Consider the following 24,356-nt stretch of genomic DNA (forward strand, 5'->3'; position numbering starts at 1 on the left):
TGCGTTATTCTGTCCTGTGGTATCAAGAATATAACGCAGATTTATCCCGCTTTTAAACCGCTTCAGACAGAATTCGCCTTAATTTTCTGTGGCACTTTTGGAGGCAACTCCATTAAGTTTTATGTAAATCTGTAAATGTGGCTGTCCTTATCAAGTCTTTCAATTACATCCATAACTTTAGCATGAGGCAGATAATAGGTATTGAGAAGCATACAGTATATATTTGCATACTCATTGTAAATGTTGGTTGCAAAGATTCCAGTGTCGTCAGAACCTACTACAATGGGCGGAATGCTTTTACCCTGATCATGCCATTTTATCCAATTTATTAAATGATATGTCGAAAAGTTTTTGTGGAAACCGATACGTACATTACTGGTTGGCAGCGTTTCAATGACTATTTCCCTTACTGTCATTTCATGCAGCAAGGTTGTCTGTAATATCTCAATGTGATCCGATTTTAGAATTTCAAAAGGATCGATGCTGATAATCTGATCAAATTTTCTCCTGTACTTCGCATTATGATAGATTTCAAAGACTTCCAAAACCTTATCTTCTGAATTCTGGGTTCTTTTTTTAGCAAAACCTTTCTCCAGCATATAGGACCATTCATCTTCATCATATACTGACTTTGAAGTCATATTTGTCCTATCGTGTTCCAAAGCATGCATAGGGCAGCATTGGCGCATCAGCCATGCTTGTTCCAGGACTGCTATTGGATAATGTTGGTTATAGATATCATAACTCAGTTCATTTACTCTATTGATAATAAAGGGAAGTATGTTATGAAGAGTTTCGATTTTGCTATTTATGATCAGATGATAGCTGAAAACCAGATCATCCAGATAATCCCCTTTCTTAACTAGTAAATCTGAACCAACGCAATTTTGCCACTGTTGGGGCGAAAGCCCAGAAGCCACAGCGTGACCAATTCTGTCCCCTCTTTGAAGATCACAAAAAACGATTGCTTCATATATTGCCCTGATTCCGCTGATAATATGGTAAAAATCCTCGCCGGCATGATAGGTAAAATGCTTTACACCGCCGCGACGCATTTTACGAAATACAGGTGCGAAGACTTCTGGGGGAGTGTCAAATTCGCTGGCAGCAGCATCTACAGCAACTATTTTTTTTCTATAGTCAGGGTAGTTTTGAAGAAGCAATACCAAAATTTGTCCTTTTTTGGCCACCTCGATGCGCAGTTTTTTATGTCTTATTTGGACATCAGGTTTTGGGTCCGCTTTTTTTATAAAATGGGCAATGAGCCTCAGTTCAGGTATTTTGACTGTACCTATGGGGGCATTAGCAAAGTTTTCACTAATCTGCTGTATCATTTTCTTCCATCCTTTTTCAATTGCCTGTAGAAAATTGACCATCTCAAGCTGTGATTCTTTTGGAGAAAAACGGCCTTCAAGAAAGCTGATTAGATCTAAATCATTACCATGCATTTGATAATAGCGTCGCAAAAATATTCTTTCACTGTTTTCCCTTAATCCATTTAAAGTGTGTTTTTGAAACTGTTCGAATCCATTTTGATGCGTCTGCTGTACGAGAAGTCGATTTGTAAGACCCAGAATAAGAAGATAAAAATGAAATAAACCTGCAAGAAACTCGTTGCTGGTTTTTCTTAATTCTTCTAAAATTAAGATGTACATAAAACCTTCCACAGACATAAGGCAGGAATGATTGTCATTTTCGCTGAGCAGCAATGAAAATGGGTGGTATGGGCTGCGGGGAAGTTCAGAGTCCAGGCTTGCAAATTTATTAAGCAGTGCTGTTCTGTTTAAATCCTCATATCCACTATTGCGGTATGGATAGAGAAAAAAATAAAAGTAATTTCTAAGTTTTTGTGCTGTGGTTAAAAGCGTTACATATTTCACAGGTTCCAAGAGATTTGATTCCTGCTCCATTTGTTCCCTCACTTTTTGAATTTGGAATCCCTTTAAAAGGTCTTGATAAATTCCTTTTGGGTTGAAAAGAAAATCCTGCCATACCTGATCGGTTTCCAAAGCCCCGTTCAGGTGCATATGCAGATCATGAAGACCGCTTTGATGTTTTACATAATAATCGAGCTGATGGATTTTTGCCCTTGGAATTGAGGTGTAACGGGAATTAGGCAGTAGATACTTTTTAAAATATTGGTACCTGTCTGCAGTGTTTTTTAGACCGCTTACATTGGTTTTTTTATGCAACATTGCACATTGCAGAAGTAAAGGAGGAATATACGTTATGGTATCCTGCCAGTTGTTCTGCTGAGACGGCTTTACATAAATTCTATTGTCTTGCAACTCAAGATATTCTTCTGATATTTTAGCCAGACCATTTGCGAAAATATCAGATAAGAATTCGATACCTTTAAACGTTTCCTGCTGGTTCAGACGGTACAGGTGATCCGGAATATCAGGATTCTGTGCTCTGCTTTTTAGCAGCAGTCGCCTTTTTACATCTTCAAAAGAAACAAATTGTCCATGTGCATAATTTTCAAGCGATTCATTATCAGATAGTAAAAATTTAAGCATTTTTTCTTATTTAGTTCTTTTCTCATTAAGGTATTCCAGAAATTTAGTAAAATTTGCTGTGGATGGACGTGTAATTCCTAGTGTCTTAAGTTCTTTTCTTAGATCCTCTACTTTATCTGTTTTAAGTTTTTCAATTGGAAATTCTATAACTCTAAATTTTTCAAATATTTCATCATAATCGGAAATATTACCTATAGAGAGTTCGCGATTTTCATTCTTTTCAGAAATTACTTTTTCAATGGGGTTTTGTACAATATGTACCTTTTCTACTGCTTCTCTTCTAATAGGAATTTTGTCCAAAAATTTTTGTAGATCGATATCAAGTAATTTCGGCTGGGAGTTGTTTTGGCTATCTTTTAAATATTCATCGCAATAAATACTCAGACTATATTTTATTTTGCTGTCTTTTTTTAAATAAACCAGCAAAAGTGGACAGGCAAGCAACCATTGTGAAAAATTGAGCTGATTACTCTTGACAATTCTTATATTTTTATCGTCCTTATGTATTAGTTTGTTGATGTTTTTGATGAATATGCTGTCTTTGTAATTAGTGTTGTTTAAGTTGAGCTCTGATGCCAAGTAATTAGCATTTTCTCTACAGTCTTCGACAAGTACTGAATTCATAAAAGTTAAGATATAAGAATGGAATACTTCCCCAAGGTTTTTATTCCCGACTCTGCTCTCAAGATTGGTGAGGGCATAAAAAAACCTTGTGGATATTTTTCCTAGTAAATGAACTGATATTTTCATCCCTTCTGCGGGATATTTCTCTACCCAGTTACTGAATGCGGTTTCAATGTCAAAAGCTGCTAATGATTTTTTATCAGTTAGATCCTGCGGATCTTCTTCCATGCCACCAAATTCTTCTTTATTTTCACCTCTTTTAAAATCAGGCATCATGTATCCTCTGAATTGTGATAATTCGGTAAAACCGTTTTTTATATCGCCCTGTCGAGATTTTCTTATCAATTCTCCAATTGCACCAAGAAGCAGATATGGCGAGTATGTTAAAAGCGATGCTTGTTTATAAATATATTGATTAGAACTTAGAGGCATGTATACTAGTCTCTGTTCTACATAATCGGCATTTCCATTTTTAAGTACGCTGTCAATTCTGTCTGTTGTAGCTTTAGTATTTCTCTTGACACTAGAGGCGAGCCCAAAAAGAGGTATAGTCCCCGCCTGTGATACTTTTTCGCTACTTGATTGTTTTAGATCAATTGTCCCACGTAAATACGCGATAATTTTGCCAACGACATCTTTAAGAACATTATCATTTAAAATTACTGTGTTATTGCATAAATCTTCTATAGAAGGTGACAAGGCGTTATTTGTCTTTTCTGAATAGCCTAAAAGAGGTAACAGATTGCGAGTGTAACCTATTTTGATAAAATAATCAAAAATAAGAGATTCGTCCTTCTGCATATTGTAGGACGATAAAAAATTAAGACTCAATAAGCTTGCATTAAGATTATCAGCTGTGGTTATAGGCTGAAGCTGATAAAGTTCTTCAAGTTTACGTTCACGAAGTAAAAACTCCAGTATTAGTCTGTTTAAATTTTTTGGAGATCGTATTGCGGTATTGATCTCAATGTTTTTAGCATAGAGGTCACTTAAAAAAATATCAGTTAACGGCACGATATTGGCATCATCTCTCTTGAATGCACCAGTTTTCAAATCAAATAAATTTAAAAACTGTACCTGAGTTCTCAAAGGAAGTTCGAGAAGATAATCACTGTAGGCTTTGGCCTGATAACCGTTATTGATTCCGAAGTATCTTAGAATTCTATTATAGATACTGCTTATTTCATTCTCACTATCATTTTCAGGTATTTCAGCAGTTGTTTTTTCATAAATATAAAACTTCTTGTTCTCTTCGTATCGTTTGCTTGTTCCAATTGTCGAGAGATGAATTCTATTTTTTGGCTGAAGTACCTTTTGAAGGTACTGTGATTCCAGTTCAGTAATCATATCATTGAAGACTGCAAGTTTTCCGAGACGTTCTCCTTCGTATTTTAAGATTTCGGCACCAAAATTCTGCCATTTTTGCTGGCGCACTACAGTGGAGTAAAGCTGACTGTCTCCGCTGACAATTGTAATTAATCTTCCTCCAATAAAATATTTTCTGATAGTCTCCAAAACTGCCCAGCCTTTTGTAGCATCAACATCAATATCATCAAACATTACCAGAAAAGCTTTTTTTTCTAAAATGGCAAGTGATAAGCGAAGAAATTCATTGAAATTATCGGCTAAATCCTGTGATGCATGTACTGCTTTAAGACCATTATCCATTACAAATTCCGGATCCTGCCAACTGTCCATACCATTACTTCCAATACCATCAATGGAAGGTAAGCCGGCAGCTAGCTTGTTTAAAGCTGAGCGCCATTCCTTGCGGCTGTAGGCAGGTTTTTTGGAGGGCTCGCATTCCACTAAATTAAGTTTTTTATCTATCAATTCTTTTATGATAGCAATTACATTTAGAAAAACGTGTCCTTTCTCTTCAATAAGAGTAGGATCAATAATATCAAGTATTTGAAGTTGTTTGCCGGTTTGATTCTTGGAAAGTTCTCTTTTAACCGATAAGAGAAAAGACGTTTTCCCACTTCCTCTGGTACCTAGTACCGTAATGGTATTATGCAGATTCTTTTTTTCATCTTCACCATCAAGCGGTATGAAGTCTTCGATTAACTCTTTTGCTCTTTTAAATTCCTTATTATGAACAAGAGTCCCTCTGTATGTTGTCGTTGTATTTTGAGAAACCGCTGTACCGCTGATTCCGTAAGCCTGTGCATTTATGCTTTTGTCAAGAATTATAGTAATAGATTCCATATATTAGTTTTACTTTTTAGGTAAAGCTGAAAATTGAATTTCCAGATTGCTACGATTTTTTTATGAGAATATTCTAAAACCTTTATGTCTTGTAATAGGATTTACGGAAGAATTAAAAGGTTTAAACTGAAAACAAAGAAAAAGTTTTAGTTATAATATGCAGTACGTATTTATACCTGTTTATCTGATAATATTCTGTTTTTTACAAATATTGCTAAATTTTATAAAGAATAACCTTAATCAATTAATGACTTTTTGTTAAATGAATTGGAATTAATTAATAGAAATATTTCTGAAATGTTGTTGAGAAATTCTAATTTCCCAATTAAAATATAATTTGATAAGAAAATAGATGAAATTTAAGAACGATTCAAAAAGTTAACGGAATTTAATACGATTCAGAATTCCATTACCGATCTATGTTGGCATTTAATAGAGATGACATTCTGAAAATGAATATGAAGATACTGTCAATATACGTTTACATGTACTTTTGAAACTAGTATTAGAGCAATTCAATATGACAGAACTAAATCACTTTTTTGCTTCAGTAGAACAGCAAATTAACAAGTGGTTTTAATAAGAGAATCAATCCTCCTATTCTTTGAATAATTTAATGGTTTCTTTTTTTTTACAAGGGACTCTAATAAGTTTCGAACCTAAAAATGTTAAGACTTGATTTTGTTGACTATACGGTCGTCAAAAATTCAATGTGCCACGATTCTGCCACAAAACTCAGAGTGTAATATTTATGCTGATTTTCGTTGCTACATCGATCCGAAACTAAGCTCGACAAGACTTAATTTTGCTAAGTTTTTGATTTTATAAAACGCAGTGTTTCATGATTATGCCACGAAACTTTAACTGGTAAAGGATCTGTAAAATTGGTCTTAACTTTTTTGGGCAGAAAACGTATCAAGTCGAAAAGAACAATGCTCAAATAATACTAATTTACTTTTTGTCTTTTTCCGTAATTGCTTTACCAAGTGTGTCAATTGCTTTATAAATATTTTCAAATGTTTCTACATATAAATTTTGTTCCTCCTTTTTATATTTTATTTGTAAGGAAGTTGTGTGTTGTATTGTACTCAATAATAATAAAATCAATATCATCGAATACATTGTGCAAAAGATTATAAAGAGACCCGTTATCCCAAAAGTTACAAGCGAATTTCGGTAAATGAAAATAAAACCTGCTATTATCAGTACTGGAAAAATATAGATTAAAAATTTTCTGCAAAATGCGATGGGTTTGTAATGTTCAAAAGTGACTAAAAAAGCTGGTAGCTTTTTGGAAATTGCAGCTATCTTTGAAATAATTTCGACAGAGAATAAAATGAGGAAGAATACTATTATATATGGATAATTTTCCTGCGTAAAATTTATAATTTCCTCGTTAGTCATAGATTATTTAGATTTTGAAGTTAATAACGTAGTGTGGTTAATTTCACTATTGTTAATAACTAAGGTTACTATTTTTTTTTCTTTGTTTTGACTCAACACAAAATACTTGTCATTCATAAAATAAATAAATTTTCCCTTTATAATTTTGTTTCCTTCATTCATTATAATTTCAATATCGTTATACCTATATGATTTTATAATATTAGCATCTTTTGTTGCTTTACTTGAATAAAAATAGAAAGCAAGTACATACATAATAATAGCTACGGCGTACATATATTTTTTGCCTGTTATACTTCCTAAAAATCTTTTTATAAATTCTAAACTAAATATTACTAAGAAAAATGTTATAGTTGCTAAAGTGTACCATATATCTTCAGTATTGTAGACAAAATATAGAAGAGCTAATGCAAGAGCTACGTACAATAAACCATCAGAAAGTGGAATTATATGTTTATTAGTTGATATAAGGTCAAGAACTCTATGAAACACGATTATGACAACAGCAATAGTCCACCAAGTGGTTGATATAATTTTTTCTATTGGAATATCAATAAATGAACTATCGATATTTAAGCTGTTAAAAAAAGTTTCCCAATAAAGCCAACCTAATTGGTAAAGAATTATACCACCTACAGCAATTACTGTGCTCAAATCTATTATTGACTTTTTAGAAATTTCTTCTGACATGTTGCTTGTTAATATTTTTATAAAAGTAAAAGTTATTATTATTTTACCAAGATAAATTTATTAACATAAAAAATTTTTAATTTCTATTTTAACTTTTCGAGATGTGAACTTGAAGAATAAATTTCAACTGAAATAAAAAGCATCAATGTGAAGATTTTTTCGCTTTAGCGATAACACAACTCAAACATAGATAATCAAATCATTATTCATTAATACAGTATTGCGGTGTTAAATTAATGATTTTTATAGCATTTTTGGTGTAGTAATGATTTCAACTTAAGATTTCAATTAGCTGTATTATAGTTTTTTAAATTGTGCCCTGTATGTAGGTGCACCGATTTTGCACCCATATTTATATTAAAGCGATCTAATTCTTTGTTTAAGATACTATTGTTTAAACTTCTAAGGTCTCGAATTTTCGGGATTTTTTTCTATATAGAAACTTTGGCATGATTCTGTCGCAAATCCAAAACTTTGGAAAAAGTCTTTCAATCAATCAATCTGATCTTTATTTTTTTACGAATCATATTTCTATTAATATATTCGTTTGAATAACTAGGAATTGGACTATTACTTGAGGATACTAAGTACTGAATAAAGGAGTTAGCCTGAGAAAAAATAAATGATTTTATATAAATAACAAAAAAAGTTATATATTTGTATAAGGTTTTTTTGGTACGCCTGCTCGTTTGTGTAAAGATTTTATCAGCCAAAAGATAGATAATATAACCTTCAGAGCTTATTATCCCACCATAGTATACAAACGCAAAATCCTTGGATAATAATCTTTGAAATTAAAAGGATTATATTATGGAACCTATTGACTTTTTCAAACTACAAGCAAAAAATCTATTTAGAGATTTTAAGACCCAAAAAGTAATTTCTGAAAACACAGGTGGCGATTTTAATTACGAGTATTCGCCAAAGTATTTTCATATCTATGATGTCATTACTGATTATGGCATCGACGAGGAAAATTTTACACTGATGAATGCCCAACACGTTATTGCCAAGATTGCATGCTTTGCAAAATGGGGAGATCTAGCAAAGGCATCGTTTTCGGAGTTGGAGCTGGCAAAATTATTATTTGAGCATCAAGATAAAATTGACATACTTTCATGGAATCTTTACATCGCTGAAGCGCAGGCGATGAATGAGCAGTTGCTGGATGCAGAGATACAGGTCGGAATTTTCGAGCAGGTTGTGATTGAGGATAATATTTTTGACATGTCAATTCAGAGTTATCTACTAAAGCACGACTTCTAAGTATCTATCAGAGAAAAACACGGTTCAAAAGTACCGCAGCATTTAGCAGGGAGCATAAGATTTTCCTGCACGGGAATATGTAATATAAAAATCTATAGTAGCAGTAATGACCCATGTGATTGTTCAGTATTGCCCTAAAGTGTCTGGGCCACGAAAAAAGCCGGCATTATGCCGGCTTTAATTTATTTACCTGATTGTGCGCTTCTTCATCCGTTTTTTTATCTGAAAGAGATTTCTGTTTATAAGAGCTAAAATCAGCCAATGATATTTTGACGCATTTTTTTTAAGTCACCTGGATCGAATGAATTTCATTTTTTGCGCGAAAGTTCTATGGTTTCCAATTACTGGCTTTCCACATTCGCAAAAAGCATAAGCGAATTTTTATTAGAAGAATTCAATAAAAGGATTTCACCTTTAATCCTACTTTGGAAAAACCCTCGGCTTTTGGATAGGACACGGTTCAGGAAAGTAATCTACATCTTGTAAATTATATTTCCCAGCGTTTATCTTGATTTTTTTTCAGTTAATTTTAAATTAGCTTAAAGTGTGTTTAACTATTTAAACAAGTGAATACCCAGTACTACCCGCTAGAATAGCGGTAGATAATACAACTACAATACTCGCTGCTTCGCGTCTTCCTATTATTTTACTGGCCAGAGCTACATATTAATTCATAAAATTTGATTAGCAAAGCTACCTACTTTTGATCTGAGAACACATTTGATAAAAAAATTGCTTAAAATCATCTACAAAAGTTGGATAAGAAAAACCAAGTTGAAATTGATTATCCCAAAGTTTTATCGCTAAGGTGGCTACTCCCCAGATTGGTTCCTCAGGAGGTGCATCTAAGATTGAGAGATAAGTTTTTATTCTTTCATCAGTATCAGGATGAGTTTCTTGTCCGTAAACATTATCCTTTAAGAATAGCAAACTAACAAAACCCATAAGAAGGCCGTATTCAACACTTTTTTTATTTTCATCATCCCGACAATTCAAAAGCAACTCGATTGCTCGTTTATCCGCTTCAATCTCTTTATCAATACTAGTTTGATTCTTTTTATTGAAGTGGTCTAATTCTAGATGCGCGTACTCATGTGCTAATATAAAAGTCATAGCATACATATATAAACTATTAGTTCTAAGGACATGAAATTCCTCTTCCTCTGAAAATTCTTCAGGATTGGGAAAATATTTTTTGTCCCAAGGGGAATAAGATACTACTAAAGATTTACCATACTGAAAAAGTTCTTCAGTTATATTTAATAAAGCTACGTTCACTTCCTCTATATTTGCTTGCCCCTGCTTTTTTTGCATTGGTTTAGCAACACCTTCCTCATACATAATAAATAAACTGAAGCAATTTATCCAGACAAATGACATAAAGGTTTCATGAATATTAACTTTACCTGTTTCATCAACATAAGGCTTCTGATTCTGTGTTATTGCTCTAGGTGAAACGTGATAATAAATACCAGGAAAAAGTTTGCCAGAATTTATCATTTCTTGGATTTCCTTCGCAAAATCACCATGCAAATTTTCAAACCTACTACTTATATTGTGCTTTAAGACGCGAATGGGCTGTTCTCCAGTATGACTGGGAAGTTTAATACTTTTTTTCATTAAAAACGCAGAATATTAATGTTGCATAGGTTGAATGCATTTGTCTTTTCGATTATGCGAATCGATAATATTAATTTTATAGTCTTGATCTTTAACTAATTTAGTTTCTTCAAGAATGTTTAAAAGATCCACCTCTACCTTTTTAATTTGACCATTTTCAGAAATTGTTACTTTATCTTCTTTCGAAATTGCAACCAATATTTGCCGATTCTTATTCTTGCTGGTTTCCTTTAACAATTGTTTTAAATCCGCAGATGCTATTGCATGCTGTCCTGGTTCGTCAAGAATTAAGATTCCAAGATGCAGTTCAGCTTTCACCAATAAGGTCATATAGAATGCCCACTGTGCACGAATGAAATCACTAGCTGACGATAGTAATCTAATAGGCTGCGGCGTTATGGTGCCGACGCTTACAACTGGGAATAGTTTATTTGATTCCTCTTGAGAAATGTATATACGTGAAAGTATTTCTTTGGAATAGCCAAATTTATCCAAATAGTCAATAAATTGATTTTTGAAATCATATATCTTTTTCTGATCAAGCTCAAAATGGCGTTTAAGCACTTCTTTTCTTGCTCGAATTTGTGCAAGTTTTTCCGAGATTTGCATTAAGTCTGTCTTAAATCTCTTAAATTGATGTCTAATCTTAGTCATTTTTTCAAGTTCAAACTTTATGCGCATTTCTTCGTCAATGCTTATTCGTGAAGGAATTCGTGAATCGTCCAGTAGTTCTTTGTCTAGAATAGACAGAGTGTTTTTTAATTCACCAATCTTCTCTTGGTAATAATTGACTATTTTATCAAAGCGTTCACTAAGATTTTGTGAACTTTTAAGATACGATTCGTATAAGCTGCGTTCGGACTTATAAAATGATATTGATTTTGAGCCGTCAACTCGATCAATATTTTTAAGTTCGATGTTGGGATTAGTTAGTAAAGATGAGTTGCAGACTGGACAATTTTCCACAGCTCCAACATGAAAAGATTGTAGCTGGTTAAGTTTGTTTATCCCCTCGAGAGCTTCAATCTCCCTGCTTAAATGATCAACTGTACTTAAATAATTTTTTATTTTTATTTCTTCATTGACTTGCTGTTCATTAACTTTCTGTAGTTCTTTATTTAAAAGGGCTAATTTTTTGCTTGTTTCCTCTTGTTTTGACAAAATTTCATCGCTGGTTACCTTGGAAATTTCCAAGGTATTTTTTATAGTTAAAATCCGACTTTTTTCATTGAGTTCTGATATTATTTGCTCTAAGGTACTATAATTGCCTTTGGTATCTCTAGTCTGCAAATCAAGTTTTGCGATTTTTGCCGGAGAAAGCTCAGCTGTAAACGTTTCTGTAAGGTTCGCGGTTATCAGATTGTAATATGACGTAATAGTTTGAAAAGTCTCGACAGTATTTGTCCAAACATTTTTATATTCCTTTTCGCGCTGCTTTAGTTTATCGAGTTCAAACTCTTCTATTAATCCGCTAAGACCTAACGTATATTCGACAATTTTTTGTTTGGCTTTTTTTGTGTTAAAAACAGGAATCTGTGCAAAGAAATCTGACCAGCCTTTTGTCTGCTCCACGAATGAGCTCGCAAATATCTGCTGCAGGTACAGTATTTTTTGCGTAGTTCCGTCATCATCGACAAAAAGCGGTATTGGTATTTTTGAAAAATCAGAAAGCCATTTATAAAAGCCGTTAGAATGGTCAGTATCACCTGCTGCGTGTATAAACTTTTCCTCAGGTGATCCATCATTGATCTGGACGTTAATCAAATTAGGGTCTTCTTCATAGTGAGATTTGATAACCCTTGTAATTATAGCCATTTCGCCATCTTGGTTGCTGATTTCTAGTTGTGCGGACGATTCAAAAACATTAAAGTTCTGGTTATTGTACTTGAAACTAGTCTTTAAACATTCTTTTAGTCCGTCAGAATTACCATAGCTAGCCAATTGCTCCATCCCTAGACAATAATAGATGCAAGACAATACAGTGGATTTACCACTAGAATTGTCGCCAGAAAGAATATTTAGTCCAGAACTAAAACTGTATTCGAAACCAAATTTTCCACCCTCAGTTTCTGTAACCAAGGCTTTAATTGAGTGAATCTTGATCATTTTCTACCAGATTAATTGTTGTTTTTTAAGTTCGGTCATACTAACAGCTTTGCACCATTTCATAATTTCTTTACGAATTTCTGGCATTATATTGTTTTCTTCCACTTCTGTGACTATGGATAATCCTGTAATGCTTAATCCAAAACTAATAACTCCGTTATTGTCCTTTATTACTAAATATTTTTTCTCATGCGATAAAATTATGTTTTTACGCAATGAACCGGAAATTTCCCAAGGGGAAGAAAGCAAAGTTGATAGCTTTTTTACGGAAACATTTTTCTTTACGGCATCCAAAATAAAGGCGATCTTTTTTAAAGGTACTGAAAGCGTTTTTCCATTAACCGAATATTTTATAATCAGTAAGATCATCAATATATTAATCTGATCGTTGTCTTGATAACCTTCAAGAATCTTGATCTTATTTCCTTTTATTGTTATTTTTTCATTCATTACCTAAGATGCTTAAACTACAATCTGCAATCCATTCACTAATTCCATAAAATGCCAAAAGCTTTACATCCGAGACAGAAAAGACAGAACCTAAACAATCACGTAAGTAACTTTCATATTCATTCTTAATCTTTGTAACTCCAAGACGAGCCTCCATTTTATCATTGGCATAGATGTTTTTATCTTCTAGATCATAAACTCGGTAGGCATCTTTATATAGAGCAAACAATTGTTCATTATTACGTAACTCAGCAGTAATGTATGCTTTACCAAGAAGCATTTTTTTTATAATATGCCTTTTGTTTTTTTCTAATTGATCTTTGGGATATACATTAGGAAGTTTGTCGTTGATATATTCAAGTTGCGGTTTATTAAGATCATTATTCTCCCATTCAGTAATAGCATCCTCATCAATAGCGTCAAAAATAGCTTCTAATGAACTTGCATTCAGGGCAGCGTCGAAATTTAATTCCTCTGAATTCATTATTGGAAGTTCTATTCCTAAAATGTTAAGAGCAGATAAAGCCGTTACACTTACAAATTGAATTTGACCGTCATCTCCTTTATTTGGAATTTCTGTCATGACTCCTGCGCATATTAGTTCCTTATGATTTTCAATAAACAACCCAGAGCCTGACCATCCGCCTAACCAGTCACTACCAGAACTATAAGTATTATTAGTTAAAAGAACTTTATCGACATCACATAGGAAATGATAGGTAATTTTATCACAATCTGTATTGAAAGTTAATTTTCTGTGAGTCACCGAAGTTTTAGAGCTTTCATACTTTCCGCGAAACATTAGCGAATGTGCAGGGTTTTTTGGAATTGAGCAGAATTTTGGACATATGAAATTTGCGAGAGCCGATTGGCAATCTAATTTAAGAATTAAAATATCATGTTCTTTTGCCAATTCGTGATTTCCCACTAACTCAATAATCGGATGTGCTAGACCAGTATGATCTACGACATTCCATTTTTTTAGGTCGGGTGATTGGTCAAATTTTTTTCCAAATAAATTATGACTTGCTGTTAAACATAGTAGATCTCCATTCCATGGGAAAATTACTGAACTACCAATAAATTTGCCATCCTTATGAATTAGACCCGTAGTGGTATTTAAATTAGGAGTAATCATTCTTCAGGAAATTTTAAAAATTTAATTACTTGAAAATCCAAATTAAGTGTTTCTTGCTCTTCAGGCGTTAAAAGTTTGTCCAAAGGCAAAGGGTAATTCGAATAAATTGTAATGGGATGGTCATTTGAAATTCTGCCATAGGTGCTTATTAATATTAAAGTTTCCCTTGAAGGATGGTAATAAGGCCCAGTTCCGTCAGTCGAGATCAAATATTTTGAACATTTTATTCTTTCCAATAAGTCTTGAGTTGTATTATGTTTGGAGCCGTGGTGGCTTACTTTAAATAAATCAATTTCTAGAGGTTTCTCTTTTGTATGCCCTTTGAGTTCTAATTCTTCACATATAAGTTCCGGATTAGCATCACCTAGAAATAAGAGCCTAAAATCTTGATATTCTACTGTAAAAGCGATGGAGCTGGCATTGAGAAGATCTGTTTCCCAATTGTGTGGCACAGGCTGATTGGATAGAATATGATTTCTTTCAATTAATAATTCGTCACGTGTAGCTACTTTGTTGTCAACTTGGTTTCTCGCTTGTTCATACTGTTGATAAATTTCATTGGCAGTCCATTTGGACACCAATGTATCAATTACTTCTTTCTTTGGGGAAAGAATCTGTAGTTTTAACCCGTGCATGGTAATTGAATTACCATCAGTCTGGTCTAAATAGAGAGGTGTACAATGTATGCCACGAGTAAATAGAAGTTCCTCCAACTTTACGCCATGTTCCACTCCAACTAGATCGGAATCTGAAGGCGCAAAAACAAGCTGTGGAGTATTCATAAAAACTCTTAATGCAGGATTAAGTTTGGTTTCCTTATCGCTCAACCATTTAAAAAAACCTCCAACATGATCATAATCTACATGAGTTACAAGTATAGAGTCGTCCTTACCAAAATCTTGAACTATGGGTTTAAAAAATCGATAAGTATTTTGGTTTCCCGCATCAATCAGAAGTCGATGTGGACCTTCTTCATTCCAGGTGAGTAAAAAACTATCACCTTTTCCGGCAAGAAAACAATCCAGCTTTAACATTGCAAATAATTTAAAGAGGATGCACTCATAAATTGTTTTATGTATTTATTTTGCATAATTAAAAGATTAGTTGGTTTAAAAATACAAAAAATCACTTCTTAATATTATATATAGTAAGATTAAGACTGTTTTTTTTTTGCACTTATCAGTATACAATTAGCGTTTTTTTATTAGTGCGATAACTATTTTAAATTCTTTGCAAGTCTGTATCTTTTTTGTAACATCTCATTAATAGGGTTTTAACTAGCATATTTTTACTCGAAAGTATTTATTTCTTTAAATTTTTGAATGATTATTAAAATTATTGATTTTGTATTTCGAGCATTACTATAAATGAATTCAGGTATTTGTACTTGCTCCTATACTTGTTAATTTTGAAAGTTAGGTTTGTAAATTTTTCAAGTTAATGTTTTTTAAAGAGCGGATGGTTTTTTGATCGATAAGTAAAAATTACAACCTAGAATAAAAAAGCCTGCAAAAATGCAGGCTTTTTTGTGATTTTAATTTTATTCTAAAAATAAAATTTACCTTCTGCTTCAAATCCTAAAGGCTTTTGAGAAGGCATTTTCTCTAATTCTGATTTTTCACCCTTTCTTGTGTAAACATCAACAAAACGTTCCCTGTCTTTCCCCATCAGATGTTTGCCTTTTTGCCTCTCTAGCCAGCCGGTAATAGTTACTCCAACAAAATTTTTGTAAAGTTCTCGTCGAGCTAATGGACTAGTGTTATTGAAACTTTCCCGACTTCTACCTTGCAGCTCAGCTTGCGGATGTCTGCTGTGGTCGTATTTCCACCATACAGCAATTTCAAGTTCACCGAATCCTATGTCACGCCATTTTATAACGGAAGGATATCCGAAAACTTCTGCAAAAATGTGTCCCTTCTCATCATTTTCGTGCAGATTTCCAGGACTATGTAGGGAAATCAGTTTCCTCTTTAGGAGTTCATTTACTCCTGCCACTAAAAGATTGCGATACGGATCAATTTTTTTTACTGGCGTGAGCTTTAATTTTTTGCTTGTGATATCTCCCTTATTGACGATGCTGGGTTTTAAGGCATTTTCTCTTGTAATACTGTTTTGAAAATTCTTAAAATTAGTGAATCCGGCCTCTATGGCGGCAACATCCAATGCTTGAATGTGTGTAATATTTTGTTGTTTTTTGATTTTCTTAGCCTGACGTTTTAAGTAGCTTTCACTGTGGTTTGCTTTGTTCTGTTTCATTTTCATTGTGATTTTAAATCTCGTAAAAAAATGTCGTCCACCTTCCACTTTTCGAAACGAGAATTAAGTTTCGACAATGAAATTGTAAATAAGACGGTGCTGATACAGCTTTGCTGTGATGGACGGCTCGCTTCCGTTAAAAGCAATGGATAAATATAATTAAAATTAAGTTACTATCTTAATATTCTGATGTTTAGTTTTCAAGAATAGAAATATGCTCATTTAATGCCTGTTATGAATGGAGTAGTGTAACTATTGAGTAATTAATTTAGAGTGATTTCAATGTTTTACTGTTTGGTACTTTTCTGGACTGGGAAAGAGAGATTTCTTGACAAATTTAAGGGCATCGGTGCCTGCAAACTATTATTTCTTAGTGCATCTAGTCCTTTTGACTGAAAATTCTGCTAACTTTCGTTGTAATTGCTATATTTACTTCAAATAAATCCTAATGCTATTTTAGGCGTTTATATGCATAAAATGTTTGTAAAAAGTATAGACGTTTTCTTGATATTTTCGATATGTCAATATTTTTGGTCATTAGCATTTTTGGATGTAGAAATTTTTTATGCAGTTTTTTAAACGTTGTCTAGATTAATATGTCAGTAAAAGAATATATTTTATGAGTGTAACGAAAGCTGGTCCTTCCGGATACCATTACCAGTATTTAACAGGTCTGTATTTATATCTGTTCTATAGAAGCTTTAAAACAGTTAAGTCAGTAATTATTGATAGTAAAGGTAAAGGGGATATTTGTTTGGTCTTCAAAGAAAAAGGCATAGATGTGCAATTTGAATTTGAATGCAAAGAAAGAAAGCCTGCGCTTAATAAAAATTATTTTTTAAAATGCATTACTAAGTTTGATCCTTACAGTAATGATCTTTATGTTCTTTCAAAACTAAACGATAAAGTAACAGATGAATATTTCATTATTACTTCCGCAAGAGCTGAACAATTTTGCGAGGATTTATCAATCATTGCCAATAATACTAATCTGGTAAAGCATCAGCAAAAAAGAACTAAGAAAGTGCTTAAAGAATTTACAGAAGCAGTCATTAAATGTCAGGCAGACTCCGACGTACGAAATAAATTTGTTGAAAACCACCTTAAAAAACTAAATATTGAAGAAATTGAACTGCTGCTTGATAAAATAACAATAGTCGATCAACTTGACGCTTTTTCCATTAGAGAGAAGATTGGAATTTTATTAAGTAAATCCAAAGTTGCAGTCTCGTATCAGGAAACATTAGTTCTTCAGTTATTGGAGATTATTAGGAATTCTTCAGGGACTGATTATAATATTCTAGATGATTTAAATTCTTTAATTGACAAAAATTTATCTTTTCAACCTGAGATTTTTCAACCTTATGTAAAAATCGGAAATGAAGATATCCTTCTTGATGAATTGAAGAAGAATAAACTGCTGCTCCTTTCTGGTGCGTCATTATGCGGAAAGACCCAGAGATGTCATCAAGTAGTAAGAGAGCTACATAATGAATTTCCAGGATTTAGTTATTTTATAACTAGTGATATAAGAGCAGCTGAACAGTTCGTTTTTAGCGGAAGACAAGAGGAAGGGCGAATCTGTTATTTGGAAGATCCTATTGGACAGTATCCTTCTGATATTGATTATGGCGAAGTGAAAAAACTTGAAAATTTTGTTCGTAAAATATCTCCTAATAGAGACCATTACCTGATCTGTACAGCAACGCTACAGCTAACAGATAAATTGTCAGCAAGTGGATGTCTGTCGGCATACAACTGGCATGATTTAACTTTAACGGATAAGTCAAAGGCTTTTGAAATATGGTCTCAATTGACAGATTCAGGGAAGAAAGTCCCAGCGCAGTTAAATAAGCTAGTCAGACAGGCAATTTCGTTTTCTTCAGACAAAGATATGCTACAACCGGGACAGCTTGCTTTCCTTTCGAGAGGAGGTTCTTATAGATCAATTCCGTCAACATTAGATGAACTCAGGCATTTAGCACAATTCAACGCCCAGAGTATTACAGATTTGATTAAAAGAGATCCAAATCTAATTCAAGCTATGGAGATTTTAGCATTGGGAGCTTCAACAAATTTTGGACCGTTGCAGGTTGATCTTGAATATATAGATGCGGACGAGAAAGATTATTTTCCGGGCATTAATAAAATAAACTCGTCTAATTCTGGTATAGCTATAGGAAAATCAGCCGATTATAAAATTGCGGAATACAAAGTACAATCAAATGTAAATAAAGCGTTCCTAAATTCTGTCTCTAATCTTATAGATTTAGGTTATCTGACGACCTATGGTGAGCAATTTGTTTTTGCGCATCCTGTCTACCAGGAGGCTGCTCGTAAATTATGGTCAGGCGACAATCCTATGAGATTTACAGCTTCTCTGCGAAAAATAAAAATGATAGTTGGATGTCTTAATCCAAAAATGGCGCTTCAAGGTGTAAGAAATCTATATTTGCTATTTAAAAACACCTCTAAAACTTCTGATCATCAGGAGATTATAGCAATAGCGGAAATGGCGGCAAATTCTACATTTGTTATAGTCCGTGATGAAGCAGCTCTTTTTTTAATCTCTTGTTTTGATTTTTTGAATGCAGAGAGTAAAGACAGATTAAGGAGTATATTTGAGAATCGATTTGAATATGGGAGTACAAAGTATTTCTGGAAGGACAATATTGTATTCGTACCAGATTTTAAGCATATTGAGGTTGGCTGGTTCGGAAATGAGTGTTTGAGTAAAAAGGATACTCAAAATGCATGGGCAGATTTCATGGAAGATGTGCGTTTATTGCCAGTTGAAACTGCAGCCTTGATGTTGAAATCAATGATTAGGGCCAGCAGAACGAATCCCCAACCGCTTTGCTATGAAATAAAAGCGATTAAAACCTTTCTGAATTATGACGAGGCTTTTATTCGTGAATTTGCTGCATACCTTCTGGCGGCCAGCATAAATATAGATACTTTCAACGAACTCAAAGAAATTTATTATGAAAATGATGCCTTTGTAAAATTTCAACTTATAAAAGGACTTTTTCGTTCTTATCCCTACTTAAAGGATAAAAGCAAACAAAAAGAAATTTTTGATTTTATGCGTTCTATTTTTGATGACCGTTTTGTATCTTATGGCGCCGTTACTTTTTTTACACAATTCTCAGCGGGCTACACCAGTGCAACATTTGACTGGTGGTATGAAGTCAAACCTACAGCCCGCAGACCTATGTGGTATTTGTGGGGAGAACTAATGCCGATATTATTTAAGTACCTGCCATCTGACATAAGGATTAATAATGGCCGTTTTCACAATACATTAAATGAGGCGCTAGTAACAGATATATGCAAAACAAACTTGTTGAATGCATTTATCGACTGGTTAAAAGTATACTTTAAAGATCCCGATCGACGTTCAGGTCTGGGTGAGGTTTTCTTTTCTTTTTTTGATGAAAATTTTGAAAAGATCAAAAGAATTAAGCGTTTAGAAATGATTAAAAGTTTACTAGAGTTCGATGATAAATCGTTTCAGAGCAGTATCATAAATCAGTTGGTGAGCAAAAGTAAATTATTGAATAAGAAAGAACTCAAACTAGTTTTGGAGAAAATCCGAACTAGCTGCCTTATGGCAAAAGTGATGGCGTTTACGAATAGTGAAGCAAACGATGAGGTTCAAATGGCAGCCTTAGGATACGTAACTAAGGATAAGAATGCAAATGAGGTTATCGAGATGATACCGGATAATTTAATGGGAGATATTATATATACCACTTATCTTAATTATTCTGTGCAGAGCTACTCCAATATAAATAAAGTTTTGTGGGATTCAATTTTAAAATATTATTTGGAACACCCAGAACAAAAGAATTTTACCTTAGCTGTACTGGTCTTTTTTGAGGATATATTTAAGCTTCAGAGTACTAGGAATGGATTATGGATAAATCATGAAAAAATATTTGAAGCCATTGTAAAGGATTGTGACGATACGAATTTGAAATTTATGTCATTACTGCTTATTCTTCAACTGATGAATGATAGATATACAGAAAGCGATACATTTTTAAGTACAATGTATGAAACTAAAAATACAGATTTGATTAATTTCATCCAAAAGCATATTATTGATAATATTGAATGTATATCTAATGCATCAAACCTCGATCTTTTAAAAAATTTAATAACACTAGACTCTATAAATAAAAATTTATATTTTGACTTATTTATAAATAAAATATTTGAACTTGGATTTGATAATACTGATGATGAGGATTTGGAAACTTCCACTTCAACAGTGATTACATTTGCATTAGAAAGTAGAAATTTAAGACTTTCAAAGAGCTTTGATATTGTTGAGCACTGGTATTCGATTAAAAAGACCTCATTAGATAGCAGGCTTGCTGAAGTTATTAACTCTTCTAGTACTGCTTTTATTGAAAAATGTCAAGCGCAGGAAGAAGAAATGGAACTTCAAATTAAATCTATTTTTGAAGAGTGTATAGGAAGGACTGATTTACAGATTTATTTATAAATATGTATTGATTGCATATATTTCGTCTTAGTTTTAATAACGATTATTAGAAGATATTTAGTTGTCCTGCCACCAGTCATAATTATTTGAATCAGGAGCAATATCGTAAAGATGATCCAGTTTTCTCGCAAATAATCTTCGTAAATTATTTCCAATTTGAGTTTGAGCAGAAAGTTCGAGCAGATAATTATCAAAATATTCGTTAAGCAACTTGCTTAAAATATTTCTGTCGACACGAATCGTACCGCTGTCTTCTGTTATAAATATACGTTCAGTGCCCTTATATACTCTTTTAGCGTTAATCACCCAGCTTCCTTTTGTTCTTGCTTCATGCATCAAACCGCAGCGCACACTACTGTAAAAATCTTTCGCTTTAAAAGGATCATTTAGAATCTTTACGCCTCCTGCACTATATCTATAAAAATGATTTTCAAATATTTTTTCAGTCTGGAGAAAATTTATGAAACAGTGATCAGCTACCTTGTATTCAAATGAGGGCCTGTTACCGTTTTTTCTGTAATTATGGATTTGGCCTGATTTAAAAGCAGCAAACATTTCTATTAAGGCACACTGAATGGTCAATATCGCAAAGCCTTCACCTTTTAATATACCTGGTACCTTTATTTTGTTTATTGGTGAGAGGTAATAGTTTTCTATTCTAGTTCTGAATAGTTCTATAATATTTTTCCAGTCGTCATTATAATCATAGTTATTGTTAAAGTTTGTCCTTAGTAGTTGCCATTGATTTTTGTCAAGAATCTGTTTTTCCATTTAAGTTCAATAATTGATTTATTAGTACAACGTCATAAAAGTATTATTTTTTTATAAGATCCAACAAAGTTTCAAGAAGAAACTTTACTGTTAAATCAGCATCATATTCACACGCCCATACCGCAATCCACTTGCTTTCTTTTGCAATGGATATCCCTTTGGCTTTTTGGAGAAGTGCCTTAAAAAAAGCAGTGTCTTTTGGAGTTATTGATTCCTTTGTCTGGAAAAAGTCTAAGTCGATATCCAGTATGTAATTGTTTATCCATTCTTCACGCGGGATCCAGAGATCAAAGAGGCTCAACCTTCTTTCAAGATCCGGACTGTTAATTATTGTTGAGGGGAGGTGGTAAGATTGAGAATTATTGATGACGGGTTGTCCATTATAATTTTCATTTCCATTTATGCAGTACACCCGGTCAGGTTTGTTGTGATACGAATCATGGCTATAAACAAGCGCTTTTTTTATAATACCAGCTCTGATTGCCGCATCTATATGTTCATCATGCTTCAAATCATTAATTATATTCCAATGTCCGCCAAACATTTCTGCAAGCAGCCTGGATTGTTGTTGATCCCACTCTTCTTGAGATTTCCACTGCTTTCCTGAATATGATACTGTGTTCAAGAATCCTTGGAAGGCTCTGTGAAGATCGGTGTGATGATCAAATGTTAGAAGATATGGCTGCTCATCTCTAAATTGATTCCAAAATTTGAGTACATGGTGGTGCTCCTCACAGATAAAAATCTGTTTATTATTAATTTCAAATTGTTCAATTTCCATTTCTTAAGTATTTTAAAGACCTTTTAAGTGCTTTTCAATAACGCTATTTTATACATTTCGAGCCGTTCATTGCCTTTTATGGGAGATTGCCCTGATGACGAAGGTATTATTTCTATTCTTATAGTCCTATTGGTAAAGTTTAAAATAGTTGATTTAGGAAGTCTGCCTTTTGGAATTTTAAAGGTATATCCGTTCAGATTGCAATACTGATGCAGCCATGCTAATGTGCTGCTGTTTTTGGAGCTGCTTGTCACAATAAGCGTTTTGATAGAGGGATGGTTATCGAGCAGAAGGAAAATGTCTGTAAATTCAATAGGAAAGAGCGCATTGTCATTTGAACTGGTCTTTTGCCTATATATTACGGTGCAGATATCTGCAATACCAAGCCCCAATTTTGTCAAAACGTGTTTTCTTAATTTTATTGGATCCTTTTCTTGTGAATCTTCTAGGCCTAAACCTGCAATATCAAATAAAATCTTCCAAAATTCATTATTAGTATTGGGGTAGTAAAATTTATAAGTTCCTCTGTTTCGCTCATGCGTGGGAAAGGTGCCCAATATTAGTTTATCTGCATTTTTTGGCACAAATGGCTGCCATGGGTGGATCTCTTTTGTAAATGTATTTTTGGTAATATAATCCATCACGATAAGGTTGTTAATTTATTATATGGTTTCTAATAAGATTTTTATTTAGTTTATAATCCACAATGACCTGAGAAAATCTATTCTGTTCCATTACATTTAGACCTGAAATGAGAAATTGATATGCTATCTGTCCGTTAAAAAGGCTGATCCGCGCACTTAAGAAAGCTTTTGTCTGATAAAGAAATATATTATGAGTGTTGACTCCCGAATCAAGGATGCTGTTTTTGCGCTCAAGTCCCGCTGAAAACTTTTTGTCTCCCGTTTTGACAAAATCTAAATAGGGTTGCATTACTATCTGGTATTTGGCAGCAGGATAATAATGGAAGATTGTGTTTAAGGTAATTTTCACCAGTGCCTGTTCACTTTTTTTGGAGTCGAAATCGAAACCGACTGAAATTTCCTTCATACTTTCAGTAATAGGTCCATAAGAAGTCATTAGCTTTTTGGAATCACTGAATTTAAGCAGTGCCAGAATAAATTTTACTGCATCTTTTTTTGTTTTTGCTCTGATTTTTAAATTTCCACTGTCGTCAAGATATATTCGAGGATTCATGAATTTATGCAAATGATGTGAATTTGGTATTTGATTAAGGAAGATTTCATTTTTTATTTTCAGTTGCTCTGAAAAGCGCTTATGCGAATAATTATTATCTATTTTTTCAATCTGAATATATTCAGATGCTTTCTGCTTGGATTCAGGAAGTTTTAAGATAATGCGTAAATTACCATATTTCCATGCCTTAAATTTTTTCATTAGCGTATTTAGGTTGTCCAGCTGGTCAGTTTCAACATAAAAAACATCATTAATCTGCATGATTTGCGGACGAATGTAAACCTGCATACTTTCAGACTGCCCCACTTCATAAACCACTTTTGAGATATCATCCTGACAGAGGAGAATAGGGGCCTTGAAGGTTGAGACTGCGTTTCGGGATTTATTTCCAACAATTCCCTGGCAGCTTCTAATTAAGGCAATAGGAGATTTCTGGTAAAGCTCCCTTTCCAGATTTGAAAATGCATTGTTGCACGAACTGCATACGCAGTTCATCATGATGTTTTCTCCTCCAAGGCCGAGAGGAAAGACATGTTCCGTATTTTTATCATAATTTGAATTACAGTAAATGCAGGTATACATGGCTGAATTTTTATTGTTTTATTATTTCAAATTTTAATCACAGTATTTTGCAGTAAAAAAATCAATTAGAATATGTTTGAATGGAGTATTATGAATAAGTTTTATAACACTTTCGCCTTTCTTTTTCTATCTCTATAATAGAATGAATCTTTTGATAGCCGTAACAACAAATTTAGGCAATAAATATTTAGTACTAGCAGAAATTAAATCGGAAAGAAAGGTGTTTTTCTG

At 33.3% G+C, this 24,356-nt stretch carries 16 protein-coding genes; 2 read left to right on the forward strand and 14 right to left on the reverse strand.

The features are described 5' to 3' along the window. Positions 1-119 precede the first annotated feature (119 nt). The 4 genes from HYN56_RS11295 to HYN56_RS11310 form a co-directional block, all read right to left on the reverse strand. Positions 120-2,519, reverse strand: coding sequence for an amidohydrolase family protein (locus HYN56_RS11295; RefSeq protein ID WP_109192261.1), 2,400 nt, complete (start codon positions 2,517-2,519; stop codon positions 120-122). 6 nt (positions 2,520-2,525) lie between these two features. Next, positions 2,526-5,351, reverse strand: a complete 2,826-nt coding sequence (locus HYN56_RS11300) for a hypothetical protein (protein ID WP_109192262.1) — start codon at positions 5,349-5,351, stop codon at positions 2,526-2,528. Between the two features lie 951 nt (positions 5,352-6,302). Further along, complete coding sequence (locus tag HYN56_RS11305) at positions 6,303-6,755, reverse strand: hypothetical protein (protein WP_109192263.1); 453 nt, start codon at positions 6,753-6,755, stop codon at positions 6,303-6,305. A 3-nt stretch (positions 6,756-6,758) separates the two neighbouring features. Continuing rightward, positions 6,759-7,445, reverse strand: coding sequence for a hypothetical protein (locus HYN56_RS11310; protein ID WP_109192264.1), 687 nt, complete (start codon positions 7,443-7,445; stop codon positions 6,759-6,761). Between the two features lie 810 nt (positions 7,446-8,255). On the opposite strand from HYN56_RS11310, the gene HYN56_RS11315 reads away from it, so the two are divergent. Beyond that, positions 8,256-8,711 carry a hypothetical protein gene (locus HYN56_RS11315; protein WP_109192265.1) on the forward strand — a complete coding sequence of 152 codons (456 nt, stop codon included), beginning with the start codon at positions 8,256-8,258 and terminating at the stop codon, positions 8,709-8,711. Positions 8,712-9,404: 693 nt separating this feature from the next. Here the strand turns inward: HYN56_RS11315 and HYN56_RS11320 are convergent. The 6 genes from HYN56_RS11320 to HYN56_RS11345 form a co-directional block, all read right to left on the reverse strand. Continuing rightward, positions 9,405-10,331: a phage exclusion protein Lit family protein gene (locus HYN56_RS11320; RefSeq protein WP_109192266.1), complete on the reverse strand. Its 927-nt coding sequence runs from the start codon at positions 10,329-10,331 to the stop codon at positions 9,405-9,407. A 15-nt stretch (positions 10,332-10,346) separates the two neighbouring features. Continuing rightward, positions 10,347-12,437, reverse strand: coding sequence for an AAA family ATPase (locus HYN56_RS11325; protein WP_109192267.1), 2,091 nt, complete (start codon positions 12,435-12,437; stop codon positions 10,347-10,349). Positions 12,438-12,440: 3 nt separating this feature from the next. Beyond that, positions 12,441-12,887, reverse strand: a complete 447-nt coding sequence (locus HYN56_RS11330) for a hypothetical protein (protein WP_109192268.1) — start codon at positions 12,885-12,887, stop codon at positions 12,441-12,443. Then, complete coding sequence (locus tag HYN56_RS11335) at positions 12,880-14,025, reverse strand: hypothetical protein (protein ID WP_109192269.1); 1,146 nt, start codon at positions 14,023-14,025, stop codon at positions 12,880-12,882. The genes HYN56_RS11330 and HYN56_RS11335 overlap by 8 nt, the downstream gene beginning before the upstream one ends. Next, complete coding sequence (locus HYN56_RS11340) at positions 14,022-15,059, reverse strand: ComEC/Rec2 family competence protein (RefSeq protein ID WP_109192270.1); 1,038 nt, start codon at positions 15,057-15,059, stop codon at positions 14,022-14,024. Before HYN56_RS11340 ends, HYN56_RS11335 begins: the two co-directional genes overlap by 4 nt. A gap of 511 nt (positions 15,060-15,570) precedes the next feature. Next, positions 15,571-16,281, reverse strand: a complete 711-nt coding sequence (locus HYN56_RS11345) for a hypothetical protein (RefSeq protein ID WP_109194780.1) — start codon at positions 16,279-16,281, stop codon at positions 15,571-15,573. 619 nt (positions 16,282-16,900) lie between these two features. Between HYN56_RS11345 and HYN56_RS11350 the strand changes: the two genes are divergently transcribed. Further along, on the forward strand, positions 16,901-20,794 hold the full coding sequence (locus HYN56_RS11350; protein ID WP_109192271.1) for an nSTAND3 domain-containing NTPase: 3,894 nt from the start codon (positions 16,901-16,903) through the stop codon (positions 20,792-20,794). A 57-nt stretch (positions 20,795-20,851) separates the two neighbouring features. Here HYN56_RS11350 and HYN56_RS11355 read toward each other — a convergent pair whose 3' ends face one another. Genes HYN56_RS11355 through HYN56_RS11370 form a run of 4 tightly spaced genes read right to left on the reverse strand, consistent with a single transcriptional unit; the run spans position 20,852 to position 24,125 of the window. After that, entirely contained in the window at positions 20,852-21,565 is a 714-nt protein-coding gene (locus tag HYN56_RS11355) for a hypothetical protein (RefSeq protein ID WP_109192272.1), read from the reverse strand. A 43-nt stretch (positions 21,566-21,608) separates the two neighbouring features. Further along, positions 21,609-22,346, reverse strand: a complete 738-nt coding sequence (locus tag HYN56_RS11360) for a peptide arginase family protein (RefSeq protein ID WP_109192273.1) — start codon at positions 22,344-22,346, stop codon at positions 21,609-21,611. Positions 22,347-22,369: 23 nt separating this feature from the next. After that, positions 22,370-22,987, reverse strand: coding sequence for a uracil-DNA glycosylase family protein (locus HYN56_RS11365; RefSeq protein ID WP_109192274.1), 618 nt, complete (start codon positions 22,985-22,987; stop codon positions 22,370-22,372). A gap of 13 nt (positions 22,988-23,000) precedes the next feature. Then, positions 23,001-24,125 (reverse strand): HNH endonuclease, encoded by a 1,125-nt coding sequence (locus HYN56_RS11370; protein WP_109192275.1) that lies wholly within the window; start codon positions 24,123-24,125, stop codon positions 23,001-23,003. Positions 24,126-24,356 lie beyond the last annotated feature (231 nt).

This window comes from Flavobacterium crocinum, assembly GCF_003122385.1.
Lineage (GTDB): Bacteria > Bacteroidota > Bacteroidia > Flavobacteriales > Flavobacteriaceae > Flavobacterium > Flavobacterium crocinum.